Origin of the sequence: Cytobacillus gottheilii, from assembly GCF_001636345.1 — a bacterium.
GTDB classification, from domain to species: domain Bacteria; phylum Bacillota; class Bacilli; order Bacillales; family Cytobacillaceae; genus Cytobacillus; species Cytobacillus gottheilii.
The window spans coordinates 601,847-621,668 of the sequence record NZ_KV440945.1; the positions used below are offsets into that span (position 1 = coordinate 601,847).

A 19,822-nucleotide genomic window follows, 5' to 3' on the forward strand; every position below is an offset into this window, starting at 1 on the left:
AAGGTGAAGAGATTGATAGATATCCATAGTCATATCTTATCAGGTGTAGATGACGGTGCCCAAACGATGGAAGATAGTCTAGCAATGGCGAGAGCAGCAGTTCAGGAAGGTATTACCACCATCATTGCCACTCCCCACTTAAATGCATCCTATCAGAATTACAAGGATGACATTAGAGCAAGTGTAGAGCAGCTGCAAGATCGTCTTAATAAGGAACAAATCCCGCTGACTGTACTGCCAGGCCAGGAGGTCAGAATTTACGGGGAACTTCTAGAAGACTTGCAGAATGGCAAAATCTTATCTCTAAATCATACACAATATCTATTTATTGAACTGCCTTCAAACCATGTTCCTAGATACACCGAGAGACTATTATATGACATTCAGTTGCAGGAACTTACTCCTATCATTGTCCATCCAGAACGAAACAAAAAGCTTCTGGAGCAGCCGGACTTGTTATACCAATTTGTAAAGAATGGGGCGCTTACACAAGTAACAGCCTCAAGTCTAAACGGACACTTTGGTAAGAACATACAAAAATTCACAAACCAATTACTTGATGCGAACTTAACGCATTTTATAGCATCTGATGCTCATAACACGATCAACCGCAACTTTCAAATGGCAGACGCCTTTGCGGAAATACAGTCGCAATATGGTTCAGATCTGGTCTACTTGTTAACGGAAAATGCCCAGCTGCTATTAAATGGGCAAAACGTGTACAAAGAAATACCAGAAAAGGTTAAAAGAAAGAAGTTATTTGGAATCTTCTAGGAGCTTACTTTCCAACACCAACACAGTAACAAGTATCTAATGAAATACGCGACAACGTTCTCGTTAGATACTTCTTTTTTCTAATTTTAAATAGGTCAAAAAGCATATAAATTTCCAAAATTTTCTCTTGCTTTTTTAGGAACTGGGGGCTTAAGAGTTGACGTATCAAAAAAGAATGGCTCTATTAATCATGCTCGATTCATTAATCGTTTTATCCGCTATTTATGTAAGCTACCTGACCCTGCACCCGACACTGAAAATATTCACTCTTGAGACATTACTTGTTTCATCCATTACCTTACTGCTTAGCCATCATATCTTTGCTTCTGTTTATCGACTGTATAGTAAGGCATGGGAGTATGCAAGTGTAGGAGAGCTAATGGTCATAGTTAAGGCAGTTAGCCTATCAATTGCCATGACTGCCATTGTGCAGCAATTCGCATTCCAGGATATTTACTTCCGTGCGTTAATGCTGACATGGATGATGCATGTACTCCTGATCGGAGGGTCACGCTTTTCATGGCGCATGTATCGCGATCGTATCATCAAACCGGAGATTGAACCTGAGCGAGCGCTCATTATCGGTGCTGGTGCTGCCGGAACCATGCTTGCGCGTCAGCTGCTGAACAACCCTGATGCAGGAATGAAGCCAGTTGCGTTTATCGATGATGACCGTTCAAAATACCGTCTCCAAATCCATGGAGTATCGGTTGTGGGCAATAGTGAAGCGATTAAAGAAACAGTGGAAAAATTAGAAGTACAAAAAATCATTATCGCTATACCATCACTGAACAAAATAGAAATGCAGCGCATCTTCGAAAAATGCGTCGGCTTAAAAGCAAAAACAGTAATCATGCCAATGATCGAAGACGTCATGCTAGGCAAAGTATCTGTTAATCAATTCCGCGATGTACAGGTCGAGGACTTACTTGGACGCGATCCAGTCGTTCTTAATACCGAAAGTATTTCGAAAAAATTGACCGGTAAAACGATCATGATCACAGGAGCAGGCGGCTCCATTGGTTCTGAAATCTGCCGCCAAGTCTGCAAGTTTAAACCGAAAAAAATGATCTTACTTGGACACGGAGAAAATTCCATCTACACAATAGATATGGAACTGCGGAACTTAAAGAAAAATGACATCGAAATCGTCCCAGTCATTGCCGATGTGCAGGACCGTGACCGCATCTTTGAAGTAATGGAAACTCATAGTCCAGATGTGGTCTACCATGCAGCGGCACACAAACATGTTCCACTTATGGAATATAACCCAAGAGAAGCGGTCAAAAACAATGTTCTTGGCACTAAAAATGTCGCTGAAGCAGCAGACACCTTCTCTGTGAAAACATTTGTCCTAGTCTCAACCGATAAAGCCGTTAACCCGACAAACGTCATGGGTTCAACCAAACGAATCGCCGAAATGGTGATTCAAGAGCTGGACAAGCACAGCACAACCAAATTCGTTGCTGTCCGATTTGGAAACGTCCTCGGCAGCCGCGGCAGTGTGATTCCGCTGTTCAAAAAGCAAATACAAGCGGGTGGCCCAGTAACCGTTACACACCCGGAAATGACAAGATATTTCATGACCATCCCAGAAGCATCAAGACTGGTTATGCAGGCAGGAGCTCTTGCAGACGGCGGTGAAATCTTTGTATTGGATATGGGTGAACCCGTCAAAATCGTCGACCTAGCGAAAAACTTGATCCAACTCTCCGGCTATACAATAGAAGAAATCGGAATTAAATACTCTGGAATCCGTCCGGGAGAAAAAATGTTTGAAGAACTGCTTGGTGAAAACGAAGTACATCCAGAAGCTATTTACCCAAAAATCTTTATTGGCAAAACCGCTAACTTATATGTAGATGAAGTAAAAGAACTCATTAATAATCTTGATATGAATGATGTTGAGCTAAGCAAAGCGGTACTTGATATTGCCAATAACAGAGTAAAAGCCAAGGAAGCCGTACTAGTAGCTAACTAAGGAGGCCACTTAACATGAAGTTAAGAAAAGCGATCATCCCAGCTGCAGGACTCGGAACCAGATTCCTGCCAGCAACAAAAGCGATGCCAAAGGAAATGCTGCCAATTGTGGATAAACCAACGATTCAATACATTGTGGAAGAAGCAATCGAAGCAGGCATTGAAGACATCATTATCGTAACAGGCAAAGGCAAAAGAGCGATTGAAGACCACTTCGACAACTCATTTGAACTGGAGCAAAACTTGATTGAAAAAGGAAAGCTTGAATTATTAAACGAAGTTCAAAAATCATCAAAAGTAGACATTCACTATATTCGTCAAAAAGAACCAAAAGGATTAGGACATGCTGTCTGGTGTGCACATAAGTTTAGTGGTGACGAGCCATTTGCTGTTCTACTTGGAGATGATATTGTCCAAGCTGAAACACCATGCTTAAAGCAATTAATGAACGAATATGACCAAACATTTTCATCTGTCATCGGAGTTCAGAACAGTGCCAGAAAACGAAACACATCGCTACGGTATTATTGACCCAGCAAGTCAAAATGGCCGCCGTTACCAAGTGAACCAGTTCGTTGAAAAACCAAAACAAGGAACGGCACCTTCCAATTTGGCGATCATGGGACGTTATATCTTAACGCCTGAGATCTTTATATTCCTGGACAAGCAAGAAAAAGGAGCAGGCGGAGAAATCCAGCTTACAGACGCGATCCAGCAGCTAAACGAAATTCAGCGCGTATTTGCCTACGACTTTGAAGGAACACGCTATGACGTCGGCGAAAAGTTCGGTTTCATCAAAACAACACTCGAATTCGCTTTGCAAAATGAAGAAATTAAGGACGATTTAGTGAAATACATGGAAACGAAACTAAATGAATTAAAAGTATTAAACTTGTAAATTCACTGACATTCTAGATAGGCTGTTCCTCAACAAAACAGTTTATCTAGATCTTTTTTTGTCCAAAACATGTGCGAATATGTAACATATTGTTGGAAAGAACCAATGGTGATGTCTCCTAACCACTATCAATGGAGGCACTCGGCTGCGCTGTGGGTGGAGAGCCTTAGACATTTTTGTCGGGGGTGTGGTGTGAGGTGGGGTTGGATGCCCTATATATATTTTGAAATTGTATAGCTATGATCTGTTTTTTCCAAAATGAGATGATCTGAGTGTATACAATAGTAAGAAAAAATAAAAAGGGTTTGATATTAATTGGAGTAATAGTTGTAAGAGCTATTTTGTTCATAATAGCAGCGAGTGCAACTCCGTCTATTGTGAAAATAATGAGCAATGCTAATAGGGATGTTTGTCTTGTTAATCAGGAAGAAGTTAAACAGAGGTATGAGACGCATCTTGCTTTAAATGGAGTTGTTCATTCTGATGTTTTGTTTGCAGAATTTCTCCAATACACAGAAGGTGAAATATGCCCAGATAATGGAGAGTTTCGCTATGTTGATGGTAAAGTTATATGCAACATTCATTTGGATGAGGATGATGATGAGGAAAAAAATGATGGAGAAGTTCCGTTTTTGTGATTGAAGAGATTATTGAAAACATTGGTTTGTTAGGTCTTGCGATCTTGGAGGATGATGGGGTGTTGAATGGTAATTAGGAACTGACTATCGTAATCAGATAAGATACCGGAAGCCTTGTGGGATAAGGGGTTGAGGCATTTTTAGTGAGATTTATAGATTGATTGAATGGTATATATAATACGCAGAAACTCGGTTTGAAGTACTAAAACAGTAAATATCTATTTCGTATTTTTTAGATAGATTGAATGGATATTACGAGTTGAGTATCGGAAGTGGATTGATTTAGTGGGTTAGTAGTTAGTTGGAATGGATATTTCAAGATTCTAATTAAGTCCTAATCTACTAAAGAACAAATATTAAGGAGTGTTACAGGTATGTATATTAAGATTAAAAGATTGATAGATATCATTCTTTCTTTTATTGGACTTATTGTTTTATCACCAATATTCTTAATTCTTATTATCGCTATTAAGATTGATTCAAAAGGTCCGGTACTGTTTAAGCAAAAGCGTGTTGGAATCAATAAGATACACTTCAATATATTGAAATTCCGTACTATGAGAATAGATACGCCGAAGGACACTCCAACTCACTTATTGGATAATCCAGAACAGTATATCACAAAGATGGGCAAGTTTCTGAGAAAAACTTCACTTGATGAACTCCCGCAAATCTGGAATATCTTTGTTGGACATATGAGTATTATTGGTCCGAGACCAGCGCTATGGAATCAGTATGATCTGATTGCTGAACGGGATAAGTATGGTGCTAATGATGTACCACCTGGGTTGACAGGTTGGGCACAGATTAATGGAAGAGATGAACTTTCAATTGAAATGAAAGCCAAGTTGGATGGGGAGTATGTTAAGAGGATTAATCTTTGGATGGATGTTAAGTGTTTCTTTGGGAGCATCGTTAGTGTTTTAAAGAGTGACGGGGTTGTTGAAGGTAGAACTGGAGCTAAAGCTAGAGGGAAGAAAGAAATTGCTAGTACTAAGGAGAATTGAAACATGAAAAAAGCCTATTTAAGTATAGATATAGAAGAGTGGTATCATTTGGATTATTTAAAAAAATATGAAGTTGATAAGAATGAAGTCGAAACAATCCCACAAATTTTTAATTTTCTAGATATGCTAGATAGATTAAATATTAAGGCAACATTCTTTATTCTTGCTGAAATAGCATATAATCATGCAGATATAATACGGGAAATAAAAGATAGAGGCCATGCGATAGGGTGCCATGGGTTAGATCATGAACTTCTATATAATAAAACAGACGAAGAATTTAAGGAGCAAATTATTGAGGCAAAAAACATACTAGATTCTGTTATAGGTGAAGATGTTGTTAAGGGTTATAGGGCATCATGTTTTTCAATGGACAGAAAAAAACTTGATATTTTAAAGGACTGTGGATATAGCTATGATTCTAGTTATATATGCTTTGCAGAGCACCCATTGTATGGAAGCTTAGATTTAAGTGGTTATGAAAAGATTGAGGATCTAGTATATAAATTAGATGACTTCTTAGAGTTTGAAATTCCTACTCATCCAATTGGGAAATTCAATATACCAATATCTGGAGGCGGGTATTTAAGGTTATTGCCGTACCCAGTTATAAGAAATTTAATTAAGAGTTACTTAAGCAAACAAGATAATTTTATATTATATATACACCCATATGAATTAACAGATATTAAAATACCTTTTTCTGGTGACGTACCATTTAAAGATAAATTCAGGGCGTCAGTCGGTAGAAAAGGTAACCTTAATAAGCTAGAAAAAGTATTATTATTATTACGAAAAGAAGGCTTAGAGTTTAGGACCTTTGAACAGGAACTGGTGAAATCTAACAGTGAGGGATTGTAATGGGTTATGTATTAGTAACGGGTTGTAATGGTTTTGTAGGAAGCAGACTTATAGATGTGCTGTTAGAAAAGGGATATAAAGTTTTAGGTTTATCTACAGGTAAAAGTAATCGAGCAATAAATGAACAATTTAATTATATAAGTGTAGACATTACTGACTCTATTGCTATAGAAAAAATATTTCACGAACATGATATATCTGAAGTTATACACTTAGCGGCAATAGCTCATCGAAAAAATCGTAAAAATTTAGACTGGAATAAATATTATAGAGTAAATACATTAGCCTGTAAAACAATCTTTCAATGTGCAACAAGATCTAATACTAAGATTTTTTATGCAAGTAGTGTAGATGTTTATGGAAATATTAATTCTCCTATCTTAACAGAAGACCTTTTATCGAATCCAATCTCAGATTATGCTAAATCTAAGTATCTTGCTGAGATTATGTTGGAAGAAATTTCAAAAAGAAATTCATATAATAATTATGTTATAGCTAGGTTTGCCCCTGTTTATGCAAAGGGATATATGAAAGACGCTTATAAAAGGATATATATAAAATATCCTAACATTGCATTCACTGTTGGAAAAGGATATAGCTATCACTTTGTATCTGTTAATAATGTAATTGATTTTGCAGTAAAGTGGCTTGAATCTAATGAAAAAATGACAGGTACTTACAACGTTTGTGACAGTAAATTGATTAATTCAAAAGATTTTGTATCTCTAGAAAAGAAGATTGGTAATTCAAAAAATGTTCTTTACTTACCGAATCAAATTTTCACATTAGTAAAATTAATATTAGATATATCCTGTAAGATTTTAAAAAAATCAAAGCTTATTAAACTTCGTACGAATATATATAAGTTAATAAATCCTGCAAGATATTCTACAGATAAAATGGAAAAAATATTAAAACCAAACTGGGATTTGGAGAAAACAGTTTATCAAGAAAATGATTGAAAGTAATTTTAAAAAGTTTGTCTTAATTTTTTAAATAAAAATATACTTGCATGTATTTATAATTTATAAGTTTTAAATTTATTGTAGTCTAAAGTAGGGAGTTAGCAATGATAAATGAAATAAATATAAGAACATATGAAAACAAAGATAAAGATCAAGTACTTGATCTGCTAAATAGGAACTTCCAAATACAAGAACACATGAAGTTAAATAGAGATAGTGAATGGTGGGAATGGAAATACGAACGGAGCATATTTGGAAAGCCAATAATTTATGTTGCAGAACATAATGATAAGATAATTGGCGTAAGACCATTTTGGCCATGGCAATTAAGTAACGGTGGACAAGTGCTTACTTGCTATCAACCAATAGATTCAGTGGTAGATAAAGAGTATAGAGGACTCGGGTTATTCACAATGCTCACTAAAAACGCCTTAGTTGAAAATAAAGAGAAAATGGATCTAGTATTCAATTTTCCAAATGAACAGAGTATTCGTGGGAATTTAAAATTAGGTTGGACCTTTGTTAATAAACTCAATTGGTATGTAAAAATAAACAAATTTTATACATTTTATAAATTAATTAAGAACTATAGTGGCTTTGAAAGTTGCTCGCTGCAAGCTGAAGATTTAATATCTGAAGATAAAATAAAGAAAATAGATTACAGTTTTGATGCAGGAAATATATTTAGAACAATAAAGTCAGAGGAATTTTTAAAATGGAGATTTTTAGAGCATCCAAAGATAAGGTATGGGTTAAACATAATAAACAGGAATGGTAAAGAGTTTATTTATATATTTGCATTAAATAAAAACAATTATGGAAGAGAATTAATTATCTTAGATTATTTTGGGGACTTAGAAATATTCGAACACTTCATCAAAGAAGTGGATTATATCTCAAGGAAATACCATGCAACTTATACATTAATAATAAAAAAATACAATTTATCGAACACATTATTTTTTAAACATTTTTATATTCCTCAAAACAAGAAAAATTTTGTTGTCTTGCCTATTAACCAAGAATATGAATACTTATCAAAACAATATGAAAATTGGGAGATTTGCTTAGGTATGCACGACTCAGTGTAAATGTCAAATGAACTATATTTTATATTTGAAATTAGAATACTAAAGGAGATAATATGAATAATTTTAGGATAAGTGCTTCAATAGTTACTTATAATAATGAAAGAGAAATCAGAGGAGTACTAAATTCACTACTAGATAGTAGTGTGAAAGATTTAATTGATATATATGTGGTAGACAATTGCTCTACTGACAGAACAATTAAAATTTTACAAAACACTTACAAGAATATAAATTTAATAAACATGAAAAGTAATGTTGGTTACGGTAGGGGGCATAACGCCGCAATACAAGTAGCAAAATCTAAATATCACTTAGTTATTAACCCGGATATAAATTTTGACATTAATTTAATTGAAAATCTCATTAGCTATCTCGAGAGTAATGAAGATATTGTATTATGTATTCCAAATGTACATGACAATGATAACAATTTGAAACACCCTCCTAAGAAAGACCCGACTATAAGGTATTTAATTGGTAGATACTTTGCATCAAGGGGAGGAATATTTAAAAAATGGGCTGATGAATATGAGTGTAAAAATACAAACCTGGTTCGCCCTTTTGAAATTGAATTTTGTTCAGGCAGTTTTATGGCGGCTAGAACAGAGACTTTGCAAAAACTAGATGGATTTGATAGTAGATATTTTCTGTATTTCGAAGATGCTGACCTGTCACGTAAAATGAGGAAAATGGGAAAAGTAGTTTGTAATCCTAATTATTATGTGCAGCACGAAGGTAAGAGGGAAAGTCATAAATCGATTAAGGGATTGCAAATGATGTTAAGTTCAATGTTCAAGTATTTTAATAAATGGGGATGGAAGTATTGAATAAATTGAAATAATTTAAATTATTCGGTGAATGAAATGTGAGGGATGATCTTGAAAATATGTGTAGTACTACCTTGTAATATTTATACAGCTCCTTATTATAAAAGATATGAACAAATGATAACTAATTCTTATACAGAATTTGATTTTATTTGTTGGAATCGAGCGTTAATAAATGAAGAATCTGAGGGGAATATTATTAATTATAATTTACAAGATAAAGTGATGTCAGGAAAACCTTTTAAGTTATTAAAATATATTGGTTTTGCAAACTTTGTAAGAAAGAAATTAAGAGAGAAAAAATATGATAAGGTTATTATCCTTGGATCGTATGCTGGAATTATGGCACAGTTATCTTATTTCTTAAAAAATGAATATCCAGGAAAATATTGGTTGGATATACGTGACTATACATTTGAGAATATTAAACTCTATTCAAAAGGTATGAAAACCGCAATAAATTATTCATACCAGACTGCTATATCATCTCCCGGATATAGAGAGTTTTTGCCACAGCATGATTATGTTATAGCACACAATATAGACCATATTAACATAAAAAAAGCTTTAGATTTGAAAAAAGAACAAAAAAGAAACGGACCAATTAGAATAAGTTTTATTGGTCTCATAAGATATTTCGAAGAAAATAAAAAACTATTAAGTGTTTTAGGAAATGATAGCCGTTTTAAGCTTCAATACTATGGTATGAATGTGGAAAAAGTAGAACAATATTGTAAAAATAATAATATAAATAATGTTGATTTCCATGGAAGATTCCTTCCAACTGAAACTGCAAGTTTTTATGAAAAAACTGACATAATAAATAATTTGTATGGTAATGAAAAAATTGCTTTAACAACAGCGTTGTCAAATAAGCTATATTTTTCTGCAGGTTTAAAGATTCCTATTTTAGTAAGTCCGAATACGTATATGGAAAAAGCAACCGTAACCAAAGGATTTGGATTTAAAGTAGACTACGATGATCAAAGAATAGCGGATAATCTTTATAACTGGTATTTAGATTTGGAAGAAGGCAATATTTTACCTGAGTATGATGAATTTTTTAATAAAGTAAAAGAAGAAGATCAAGCATTCATTAATAGTTTCAAGATGTTTATAGAATCGAAACTTTAAAATGAAATGATAATTGGAGTAGATGTTATTAATTAATATCAACTCAACAATATTTAAAACTCTAATTTAACAACTATATAGCGCTGAATTAAGCTATATAACAAGTGACATAATTAATAGCAGAATAAATTTTAATGTCATGATAGAGAATTGAAAAGATCAATGCAATTCAGTTAATGGTGAGTTTGTGAACAGATAAATTATATATTGACAGCTGTGAAGTTAAGGGTTAAAGGTTATTTTCTAATACCTTGACCATAAATTTCATTTTTTATTAACTTTTAAGGTAATTTTAAATTATATTAAATTTCTTAATCAAATAAAATCAATTTAAAAGAAATTCTGCTAGTTTAACGTAAATTCAGTATAAAATATTTATTGTTTGAATTGTGAGGGAAGGTTATTTGGAAAAGGATTCAATAAAGAAGAATTCAGATGTTATTTTAAGCTATGCTTTTTTAAGCGTAATTATAGTTCCAATTGTAATATATATATTTTCAATATTATTTGATTACTTAGGAATATCAACTTTAATTATTTCCATTCTCTATAATTTGGGTTTTCTCTTTTTAATGTTATTGCTTTTAAAATACTCTAGTTCTACAGCAAAGATACTAATAATAGTATCTTTTATAATATTATTTTTTATGTTGGTTTTTACAAAGTTAATTTTTTATGCAAATGGAGACTATATAAAAAGTAATATGGAGTATATGTTAAGGTTTGCATACCCTTATTTTTGTGTTGCAATTTGTATTAAAGATTTTAATATACTTTTTTCAATAATTAAATCTGCATCTAGAATTCTTGGAGTCTTGTCGATTTTAATTGGAATTCTCGCTGTAACTGGTATTGCAGCGGAAAGTGGATATTCTTATATGTCCGTGGGATATCAAATGTTAATAGGTACAATTTTCATCTCTTTTACAGCACTTGAAAGTGGAAGAAAGGTTGATATCATTTTAGCTTTAGTTAATTTAATTCTAATTTTTATAGGAGGTACTAGGGGAGCGTTAATATGCATAATTGTTTTTCTTATACTTTATCTATTAATAAACATTAAAAGACAGTCTGTAAAACTTATATCTCTGATTTTTCTAGGCATCAATATTCTTATTTTAACTTATTTAACCATGATAATAAATTTAAATAAAATAGTACTTATGCTAACCCATTTTGGATTAGATAGTAAAATTATCACAAAATTATTAAACGGAGATTTTGCGGATGATAGCTATAGAGGCATTATCTATTCTAACATGCTTAAGTCTATTACAAATAGTCCGTTATTTGGACATGGATTATTTGGCGATAGGGTTGAAAATAAATCTTTATTAATTTTCAATGATAGAGAGTTATACGCACACAATATATTTTTAGAAATACTAGTACAATTCGGAATAATAGTAGGAAGTTTGATTTGTTTGATTTTACTAGTTCTTTGTATAAAGTCTCTTCTCAGTAGAAAGTATTATGTGCAAAATATTTTCTCCATACTTATTTCTTTAAGTATAATTAAACTCTTATTTTCGAATAGTTACTTGGTGGAACCTTATTTTTATATGTTAGTTGGACTATTAGTAGCTTATGAATTGTCCCTTTTAGCAAAAAAAACTAATAAGGAAATACTTAGATAAAAGAGTGTTACAAAGAAAATGCAAAATAAATCTAAAAGTTGCTTGTATAGAGGGGGGAAATGAGTGGCTACTGCGTGTGTAATTTTAAATTTTAATGATTATGAAAATACTTTTGCATTAATACAAAAAATATCAAACTATCAAGTGTTTGATCATATAGTTGTAGTCGATAATTGTTCAACAGATGATTCACCAGATAAGTTGTTAAAACATAGAAATGAAAAAATTCATATAATTAAGTCTGAACGCAACGGTGGATATGGTTATGGTAATAATTTTGGTATTAGTTTTGCATATAATAAATTGCAATCTAGATATATACTAATTGCTAACCCAGATGTGGAATTTGAAGAAGTATTTATTAAAGAACTAAAAAATACTATTTCTTCTAATTCTAACTGTGCGGTGGTTTCCGGAATTCCATTAACAATTGATGGAAAACCTCAAGATATTATTGGGTGGTCTGTTCCAAAGGGTTACCAATATATGTTAACAGCCAGTGGAACCATATCTAGATACTTACTAATGAATAGAATGTTCTATGGTATAAAATATTTTACAAAGAAAAAATCATTAAAAACAATAGAAGTAGGATGTGTTGCTGGAGCTTTATTATTAATAGATGCAAATATAATTTATAATAACGCAATGTATGATGAAGAGATTTTCTTGTATGGAGAAGAAACAATATTAGGTCTTAAATTAAGGGAATTAGGATTCAAAACCCTAATAAGAACTGATCAAAGGTATATTCACAAACACTCAGCAACTATAAATAAAACTTTCTCTTCATCTCTAAAAAAGCATAAAATTATGTTAGATAGCCACAGAACAATATTAAGTAAATATTACAAATACCGTGGGTTGAAGTTTGTATTAGTTGATTCTTTTTTTAAGTTAACTATAGCTGAAGTCGGTCTTAAACAGTTAATAAGAAGAATACTTAAAGTAAGGTGAAAAGATTTTAGTCATTTTTGATATGATAGTAATGCTCTCTTATTATAAAGAATTTTTTATAAAACATCTGAAGGAATTTTTTCATTAATAAAAAATATTAGCGAATGCACTCTTAAAAATGAAGTTAATTTACTAATTGAAGTTTATTTTGCTATAGGAACCAGAATATGAATATTAAATTTTAAGGTGTTTCAATAGGTGAAAAATAAGAGACAATTATAAATATGTAATTTGTTGTCTTCACAAAAGGAAGTAATTAAATGAACAATACTAACAAAGAAGTATTAATAATCACTTATGACATGATACCTTACTCCTATAGCTGGGGTGGTTGTCAAAGAATGTATTACCTTGCTAGTCATTTATCACAAAAGGGTTACTCTGTATCAGTCTTTTCATGTAAAAAGAGAGATTTTAACAATTATGGAAAAGTGGTTAGATTTAATAATAAAAGCTTGGAAATTAGGAATAAAAGGTTAAATAATATCCTTTTATCTATGGGGAAAAAGAAAACTGGTAAATCTTTAGTGAATAACAAAGAAACTAAAATAAAGCTATATTGTAAAGCAAAACAAATAGGAAGAAACCAGTTAGTAAATTTATTAAAAAAAATTGATAATATTCTTTTTAATGAACCCAGTGTATTTGCTGCTATTTTTTCAAGAGGTTGGTCACGAACAAATTATAAAGTTATAAAAGAATATATTGAGGTAAACCAGATTTCAAATGTAATAATCTCAGTACCACCCTTTGGAATGCTTGAAATTGGAAAAATGCTTAAAAAAGAAGATGAAAATTTAAACATTATTTATGATTATCGTGATCCATGGAATTTGTGGAACAACGGTAATTTCTTTACTAGAAGATTAGAAAAAGATTATTTAAAATATGCTTCATATTTAATATGTACCAACCAGAACTTAAAAAGGGACATGGAAGAAAAGTTTAATCTCCCTAAAGAAATGTGTAAAGTTGTTGCAAATGGTTATAGTTTCGAATCATGGGAAGATGTTAACGAACTAAACAATAAACAGTCTAATTATCCTGAAATGATAATAACATATGTTGGATCAATCAATCTTGTTCCATATGGGTATAGAAATATATCTAATCTACTAGGTGCATATAGAAGAATTTTAAAAGAAGGAAAAAAAATAAAACTTAAATTTGTCGGGGTATCAAATATTAACACCAGTTATGCACTGGATATAAAGAGGGAATTTGGAGATTCTATTGAGTTGATAGAGAATGTAGATAATAACATTTCATACGAATATATGATGGAATCTAACCTTTTATTACTTCTTCATACTGCAGAAGACAACTCATCCAGATATATTATTAGTGGTAAATTATATGATTATATTAAGGCTGGCAAGCCTATCCTATCAATAGGAACTAACTTTGGAATACATTCAGAAATAATTAATAGTGAGAAATTAGGGATATCAGTGGAAAATAACCCCGATAGTATATATTCAAATATAAACTATTTATATCAATTATGGTTAAAAAATGAATTGGGGAAAGCTAGGTTATTCTCTTCTAATGAAACACCAAAATTTTCACGAGAGGAACAATATAAAACATACTTGGAAATATTAGAATAAATTAAACTTTGAAAGTACTGATCTAGGGTGAACAAGTGGATAAATTAAAAGTGGTATTAAAAAATAATTTTGTACAAGGTATCATAGTTATTGCTGGAGGAACCGCAGCTGCCCAAATAATTAACGCATTATTTGCTCCGATTATCACTAGGGTTTATTCTCCTGAGGACTTTGGTATTTTAACATTATTTGCTGCGATTTTAGGCATTTTAGCGATAATTAGTTCTTTTAAGTATGAATCTGGAGTTGCTATTGCTGATGATGAAAAAAAGGCCATTAATGTATTGGTATTAAGTGTAATTATATTAGTGTTTTTTGTACTGACTACTTTCTTTATTTTACATTTTGTTGGCGACTATATTTTTAAGCTTTTTACAGATATATCAATCCCTATGTACCAGATTTTAATACCGTTAGGGGTATTTCTAACAGGGTTGTACACTATCTTTACACAATGGGCGTTAAGAACAAAAAATTACAAAACACTGTCTAAAACAAAGTTGACTCAGAGTTTAGTACAAAATTTAACGAAAATCGTATTAGGAACTCTTTCTTTTGGACCTGTGGGTCTTATCTTTGGTAATATACTAGGCCAAAGTTTAGGTATAACAAAGTTATCTTCCCCATTAACTAGAAATAAAAAAACCTTTTTCTCTTTAATAGATAGGAAGATTATATATTGGTGTGCAAAGAGGTATATAAGATTTCCTTTATATTCTGCTCCAAGTCAATTATTAAATAATCTTGGTTTACAACTTCCTATTCTTTTTATGACAACCTTATACGGTAGTGCAACCATTGGATATTATGGATTGGCAAACACCATTGTTAATCTTCCGATGAATTTGATTGGTCGTTCTGTTGCAGATGTTTTTTACGCTGAAGCTGCGAGCGCAGGTAGAGAAGACCCTATGAAATTAAAAAAATTAGCGAGAAAAGTATTTCATAAACTTTTTCTAATTGGAATAATTCCCTCAGTAATTCTTTTATTTTTAGGACCATATTTATTTTCAGTGGTTTTTGGTGACATATGGTATGAGTCAGGAGTTTACTCAAGAATAATAGCAATATTAGTTTTCTCACGATTAGTCTTTACTCCTATAACTAAAGTGTTTTCTGTTTTTGAGAAGCAAAAAGATGAATTGGTTTTTGATATCTTGAAGGTTATATTAATACTATTGGTTTATCTAATAGTTCTATTCTTTTCTCTTAATTCATATTGGTTTGTTGGCCTATACTCTGGTATTATGTCAATTATTTATTGTTTAACTTTCCAGCGAGCAATGAAAATAATAAATAAAGAGATAGAGAAGCGACAAGTTATTAATATTTAGATTTAAAGGAAGTGGTCAGAAGAATGAAGTTACTTATAGGCAGAGGGATTTCTTGCTTATATAGCCGATTGATAGCACCTATGAAATATAAAAATATAAAAATAAAGTCAATCGTCCCATTCAATACAACACTAGGGGATGGTGTAGTTATAAGTGAAGATGTAATTATACCTCATAACATTTCAATAGGAAGTTATACATTTATTGGTGATTTCACAAGAATAGAGTTTGTGAAATCTATTGGAAAATATTGCTCTATATCACATAATGTTAGAATTGGTTTAGGCTCCCATCCAAAAGACTTTTTATCTACGAGTCCTGCTCTTTATTCTAAAAGTAGAGGTTATACTAAAAGAGACTATTACAATAATATTGAAGTTGATGGTCTAACTGTAATAGACAATGATGTATTAATTAGTTCCAATGTGTCTATCCTTGCAGGGGTAAAAATAGGAACTGGGGCTATAATAGGTGCTGGAAGTGTGGTTACTAAGGATATACCACCATATGCTATTGCGGTGGGAGCACCTGCAAAAGTAATTAAATATAGGTTTGATGAAAGTACTATAGAAAGGCTTTTGAATAGTAGATGGTGGGAAAAAGATATTAGTGAAATTGTAAATTTTAACGAATTAGTGAAAGAGCCAATCAAACTTATCGATAAAATAAAGATATAATTCGAATCTCCAAGGAAAGAATAAAAAAATATTTAAAATAAAGGAGTTTTCTTATGAAAGGGATTATATTAGCCGGAGGAAGTGGCACTAGGCTTTACCCATTAACAAAGACAATATCTAAACAGCTCTTACCGATATATGATAAGCCAATGATTTATTATCCACTATCTACATTGATGCTTGCAGGTATTCGTGAAATATTAATTATCTCTACACCAGAAGATACTCCACGCTTTGAGTTGTTACTAGGAGACGGTTCCCAGTTCGGGGTAAATCTATATTATGAAATTCAATCTAGTCCTGATGGTTTGGCTCAGGCTTTTTTAATTGGTGAAAAATTCATTGGTGAAGACTCGGTTGCTATGATTTTAGGGGATAATATTTACTATGGAAGTGGTATGAGGAAAATACTTCAACGTGCGGCAAAAAAAAAATCTGGAGCAACTGTTTTCGGTTATCATGTCCAAGACCCAGAACGTTTTGGGGTGGTAGAATTTAGTGAAGAAGGCAAAGTAATTAGTGTAGAAGAAAAGCCGAAAGTTCCAAAATCGAATTATGCAATAACTGGGCTATATTTTTATGATAACCATGTAGTGGAAATAGCCAAAGGGATTAAACCTTCTGAACGAGGTGAATTAGAAATCACATCAGTTAATGAGGCATATCTAAATGCCGGAAAACTTGAAGTTGAGCTTTTGGGTCGTGGATATACATGGTTGGATACAGGTACTCATCAAAGTCTTGTTGCAGCAACTAACTTTGTTAAAACTGTAGAAGAACATCAAGGGGTAAAAATATCAGCACCTGAGGAAATTGCTTATATTAATGGCTGGATTGGTAAGGATCAGTTAATTGAATCTGGTAAATTATTTGATAAAACTGGCTATGGTCAATATTTATTAAAAGTTGCAAACGGAGATGTTAAGTATTAATTGTACGAGGTGAAGTATGAAAATTATTGAGACAAATTTAAAGGATGTATTAGTTATTGAACCAAATGTATTTGGAGACCACCGTGGTTGGTTTATGGAAACATACAGTTATGCAAAGTTTTCAGAGTTCGGAATTAATTTAAATTTTGTTCAGGATAATCAATCATTCTCTGCAGTTAAAGGTACATTAAGAGGGTTGCATTATCAACTAAATCCCAAGGCACAGACAAAATTGGTGCGTTGTACAAAAGGTTCAATTTTTGATGTAGCTGTAGATATTCGAGGAAATAGCCCTACTTTTGGGAAATGGTTTGGAATTGAATTATCTGATAAAAATAAAAAACAATTATTAGTACCAAAAGGGTTTGCGCATGCGTTTATAACTTTATCAGATAACGTTGAGGTTCAGTATAAAGTCGATGAGCTTTATTCACCAGAAAATGACCGAGGTATTATTTGGAATGATCCAGTAATTAATATTGAGTGGCCAAATGATATAACTCCTATTCTTTCAGAAAAAGATCAAAAAGCACCTCTTTTAAAAGATGCTGAAAATAACTTTAATTATGGAGAGTAGTGTATTATGAATGTTTTAGTAACTGGTTACACAGGTCAACTCGGTTATGATGTTGTACGCGAAGGCAAAAAGCGTGGAATTAGTATGATTGGAATTGGCAGAGAAGATTTAGATATTACTAATGAGGAAGAAGTATATAAATATGTTCAATATGTGAATCCAGATGTTATCATCCATTGTGCAGCATATACAGCCGTTGATAAAGCTGAAGATGAGAAAGAATCATGTTGGAAAGTAAATGTACTAGGAACAAAGTTTATAGCTACTGCAGCTAAGAAAGTAAAAGCAAAGCTGATGTATATCAGTACTGATTATGTATTTGATGGTAAAGGTGAGGAGCCATTTAAAGAGGAAGATAAACCCGTTCCAGTAGGCTATTATGGACTAACAAAATATGAGGGAGAAAAGATTGTAAGAGATTTATATGAAGATTATTTTATTGTTCGTATTTCTTGGGTATTCGGAACCAACGGACATAATTTTATAAAAACTATGATTCAATTATCTGAAACTCGTAATGAATTAAATGTTGTCGGAGATCAGTGTGGTTCACCAACATATACATTTGATTTAGCTCGGTTATTAATCGATATGATACAAACTGAAAAGTATGGAGTCTATCACGCGTCAAACGAAGGCTTTTGTACATGGGCAGAGTTTGCTACAGAAATATTCACCCAAACCAACAAAGCTGTTACGATAAACTCTATTTCAACAGAAGAATATCCAACACGTGCTGTTAGACCAAAAAACTCACGAATGTCAAAGCAAAAGCTAGTTGAAAATGGGTTCGAACCATTACCGAAGTGGCAGGATGCTTTAAAACATTATTTAAATGAATTAGCACAAGAGGTGAAATGATGGCCGGAAAAAAAATTCTTGTTACAGGTGGTGCCGGATTTATCGGTGGTAACTTTGTTCAATATATGGTAGCCAAGTATCCTAATTATGATATTTATAATTTAGATTTATTAACCTATGCAGGGGATTTAACAAAGCACAAACATATTGAAAAAAGCGATAATTATCACTTTATTAGAGCAGATATTTCTAACCGTGAAACAGTTATGGCACTTTTTATAAAAGAAAAATTTGATTGCGTTGTTCATTTTGCTGCAGAAAGCCATGTTGATCGTTCTATTACAGATCCAGGAGTTTTTGTACAAACGAATGTTGTTGGCACACAAGTATTATTAGATGCGTCAAGAGCAGTTGGTGTTACAAAATTTGTTCATGTATCAACAGATGAAGTATACGGCGAATTAGAATTTGATCCTACAACATTTTTCACAGAAGAAACGCCGCTACAGCCTAATAGTCCATATAGTGCTAGTAAGGCATCATCAGATTTATTAGTACGTGCATATAATGAAACTTATGGCCTGCCAGTAAATATTACACGCTGTTCAAATAATTATGGGCCATACCATTTTCCTGAAAAATTGATTCCTTTAACAATTTCACGTGTTCTAAATGAGCAAAAGGTACCTGTTTATGGAGACGGGAAAAACATTCGTGATTGGCTACATGTAGAGGATCATTGTGCAGCAATTGATTTAGTTTTACATGAAGGTACCAACGGTGAGGTTTACAACGTAGGTGGCCATAATGAGCGAACAAATTTAGAAGTGGTTAAAACAATTATAGAAACTTTAGGTAAATCAGAAGAGTTAATTGAATTTGTAAAAGATAGACTAGGACATGATAAGCGTTATGCTATTGACCCAACAAAACTAGAAAAATTGGGTTGGAAACCTACTTACACGTTCGATACTGGAATTGCTCACACCATAAAATGGTACGTAGATAATCAGGATTGGTGGGAACAAATTATTAGTGGTGAATATAACAACTTTTTTAAGAAGCAATATTATTTAAAGTCCAAGTAAATCTTTAATATCATATGGAAAATTGGATATAATA

At 32.3% G+C, this 19,822-nt stretch carries 18 protein-coding genes and 1 pseudogene; all 19 read left to right on the top strand.

The genetic code is table 11. The features are described from left to right. Window positions 1-12: 12 nt before the first annotated feature. Window positions 13-774, top strand: a complete 762-nt coding sequence (locus tag A6754_RS02865; RefSeq protein WP_066442426.1) for a tyrosine-protein phosphatase — start codon at window positions 13-15, stop codon at window positions 772-774. Between the two features lie 157 nt (window positions 775-931). Next, a complete protein-coding gene (locus A6754_RS02870; RefSeq protein WP_066442427.1) occupies window positions 932-2,755 on the top strand; it encodes a polysaccharide biosynthesis protein in 1,824 nt (607 codons plus the stop codon). Between the two features lie 14 nt (window positions 2,756-2,769). Then, window positions 2,770-3,652 (top strand): annotated as a pseudogene (gene galU / locus A6754_RS02875) (UTP--glucose-1-phosphate uridylyltransferase GalU). Between the two features lie 272 nt (window positions 3,653-3,924). Continuing rightward, window positions 3,925-4,290 (top strand): type II secretion system protein, encoded by a 366-nt coding sequence (locus A6754_RS02880; protein ID WP_066442428.1) that lies wholly within the window; start codon window positions 3,925-3,927, stop codon window positions 4,288-4,290. 374 nt (window positions 4,291-4,664) lie between these two features. Beyond that, window positions 4,665-5,297: a sugar transferase gene (locus A6754_RS02885; protein ID WP_066442429.1), complete on the top strand. Its 633-nt coding sequence runs from the start codon at window positions 4,665-4,667 to the stop codon at window positions 5,295-5,297. Between the two features lie 3 nt (window positions 5,298-5,300). After that, the gene (locus A6754_RS02890; RefSeq protein ID WP_066442430.1) at window positions 5,301-6,158 is read left to right on the top strand and encodes a polysaccharide deacetylase family protein; all 858 of its coding nucleotides are present in this window, start codon (window positions 5,301-5,303) and stop codon (window positions 6,156-6,158) included. After that, on the top strand, window positions 6,158-7,120 hold the full coding sequence (locus A6754_RS02895) for an NAD-dependent epimerase/dehydratase family protein (RefSeq protein WP_066442431.1): 963 nt from the start codon (window positions 6,158-6,160) through the stop codon (window positions 7,118-7,120). Before A6754_RS02890 ends, A6754_RS02895 begins: the two co-directional genes overlap by 1 nt. Window positions 7,121-7,227: 107 nt before the next feature. After that, window positions 7,228-8,214, top strand: coding sequence for a GNAT family N-acetyltransferase (locus tag A6754_RS02900; RefSeq protein WP_066442432.1), 987 nt, complete (start codon window positions 7,228-7,230; stop codon window positions 8,212-8,214). A 53-nt stretch (window positions 8,215-8,267) separates the two neighbouring features. After that, entirely contained in the window at window positions 8,268-9,041 is a 774-nt protein-coding gene (locus A6754_RS02905; protein ID WP_066442433.1) for a glycosyltransferase family 2 protein, read from the top strand. A gap of 51 nt (window positions 9,042-9,092) precedes the next feature. Further along, a complete protein-coding gene (locus tag A6754_RS02910; protein WP_156495673.1) occupies window positions 9,093-10,175 on the top strand; it encodes a glycosyltransferase family protein in 1,083 nt (360 codons plus the stop codon). 404 nt (window positions 10,176-10,579) lie between these two features. Continuing rightward, on the top strand, window positions 10,580-11,812 hold the full coding sequence (locus tag A6754_RS02915; protein ID WP_066442435.1) for an O-antigen ligase family protein: 1,233 nt from the start codon (window positions 10,580-10,582) through the stop codon (window positions 11,810-11,812). 63 nt (window positions 11,813-11,875) lie between these two features. Continuing rightward, the gene (locus tag A6754_RS02920; protein ID WP_066442436.1) at window positions 11,876-12,769 is read left to right on the top strand and encodes a glycosyltransferase family 2 protein; all 894 of its coding nucleotides are present in this window, start codon (window positions 11,876-11,878) and stop codon (window positions 12,767-12,769) included. Between the two features lie 260 nt (window positions 12,770-13,029). Next, window positions 13,030-14,379 (top strand): glycosyltransferase family protein, encoded by a 1,350-nt coding sequence (locus A6754_RS02925; RefSeq protein WP_066442437.1) that lies wholly within the window; start codon window positions 13,030-13,032, stop codon window positions 14,377-14,379. A 35-nt stretch (window positions 14,380-14,414) separates the two neighbouring features. Continuing rightward, the gene (locus tag A6754_RS02930; protein ID WP_066442438.1) at window positions 14,415-15,713 is read left to right on the top strand and encodes a lipopolysaccharide biosynthesis protein; all 1,299 of its coding nucleotides are present in this window, start codon (window positions 14,415-14,417) and stop codon (window positions 15,711-15,713) included. A gap of 23 nt (window positions 15,714-15,736) precedes the next feature. Next, window positions 15,737-16,390: a CatB-related O-acetyltransferase gene (locus tag A6754_RS23085; RefSeq protein WP_066442439.1), complete on the top strand. Its 654-nt coding sequence runs from the start codon at window positions 15,737-15,739 to the stop codon at window positions 16,388-16,390. Between the two features lie 53 nt (window positions 16,391-16,443). Beyond that, window positions 16,444-17,322, top strand: a complete 879-nt coding sequence (gene rfbA / locus A6754_RS02940) for a glucose-1-phosphate thymidylyltransferase RfbA (protein ID WP_066442440.1) — start codon at window positions 16,444-16,446, stop codon at window positions 17,320-17,322. 16 nt (window positions 17,323-17,338) lie between these two features. Beyond that, window positions 17,339-17,899: a dTDP-4-dehydrorhamnose 3,5-epimerase gene (gene rfbC / locus A6754_RS02945; RefSeq protein WP_066442441.1), complete on the top strand. Its 561-nt coding sequence runs from the start codon at window positions 17,339-17,341 to the stop codon at window positions 17,897-17,899. 6 nt (window positions 17,900-17,905) lie between these two features. Continuing rightward, complete coding sequence (gene rfbD, locus A6754_RS02950; protein ID WP_066442442.1) at window positions 17,906-18,760, top strand: dTDP-4-dehydrorhamnose reductase; 855 nt, start codon at window positions 17,906-17,908, stop codon at window positions 18,758-18,760. Next, the gene (rfbB, locus tag A6754_RS02955; RefSeq protein ID WP_066442443.1) at window positions 18,760-19,788 is read left to right on the top strand and encodes a dTDP-glucose 4,6-dehydratase; all 1,029 of its coding nucleotides are present in this window, start codon (window positions 18,760-18,762) and stop codon (window positions 19,786-19,788) included. Before rfbD ends, rfbB begins: the two co-directional genes overlap by 1 nt. Window positions 19,789-19,822: the final 34 nt, after the last annotated feature.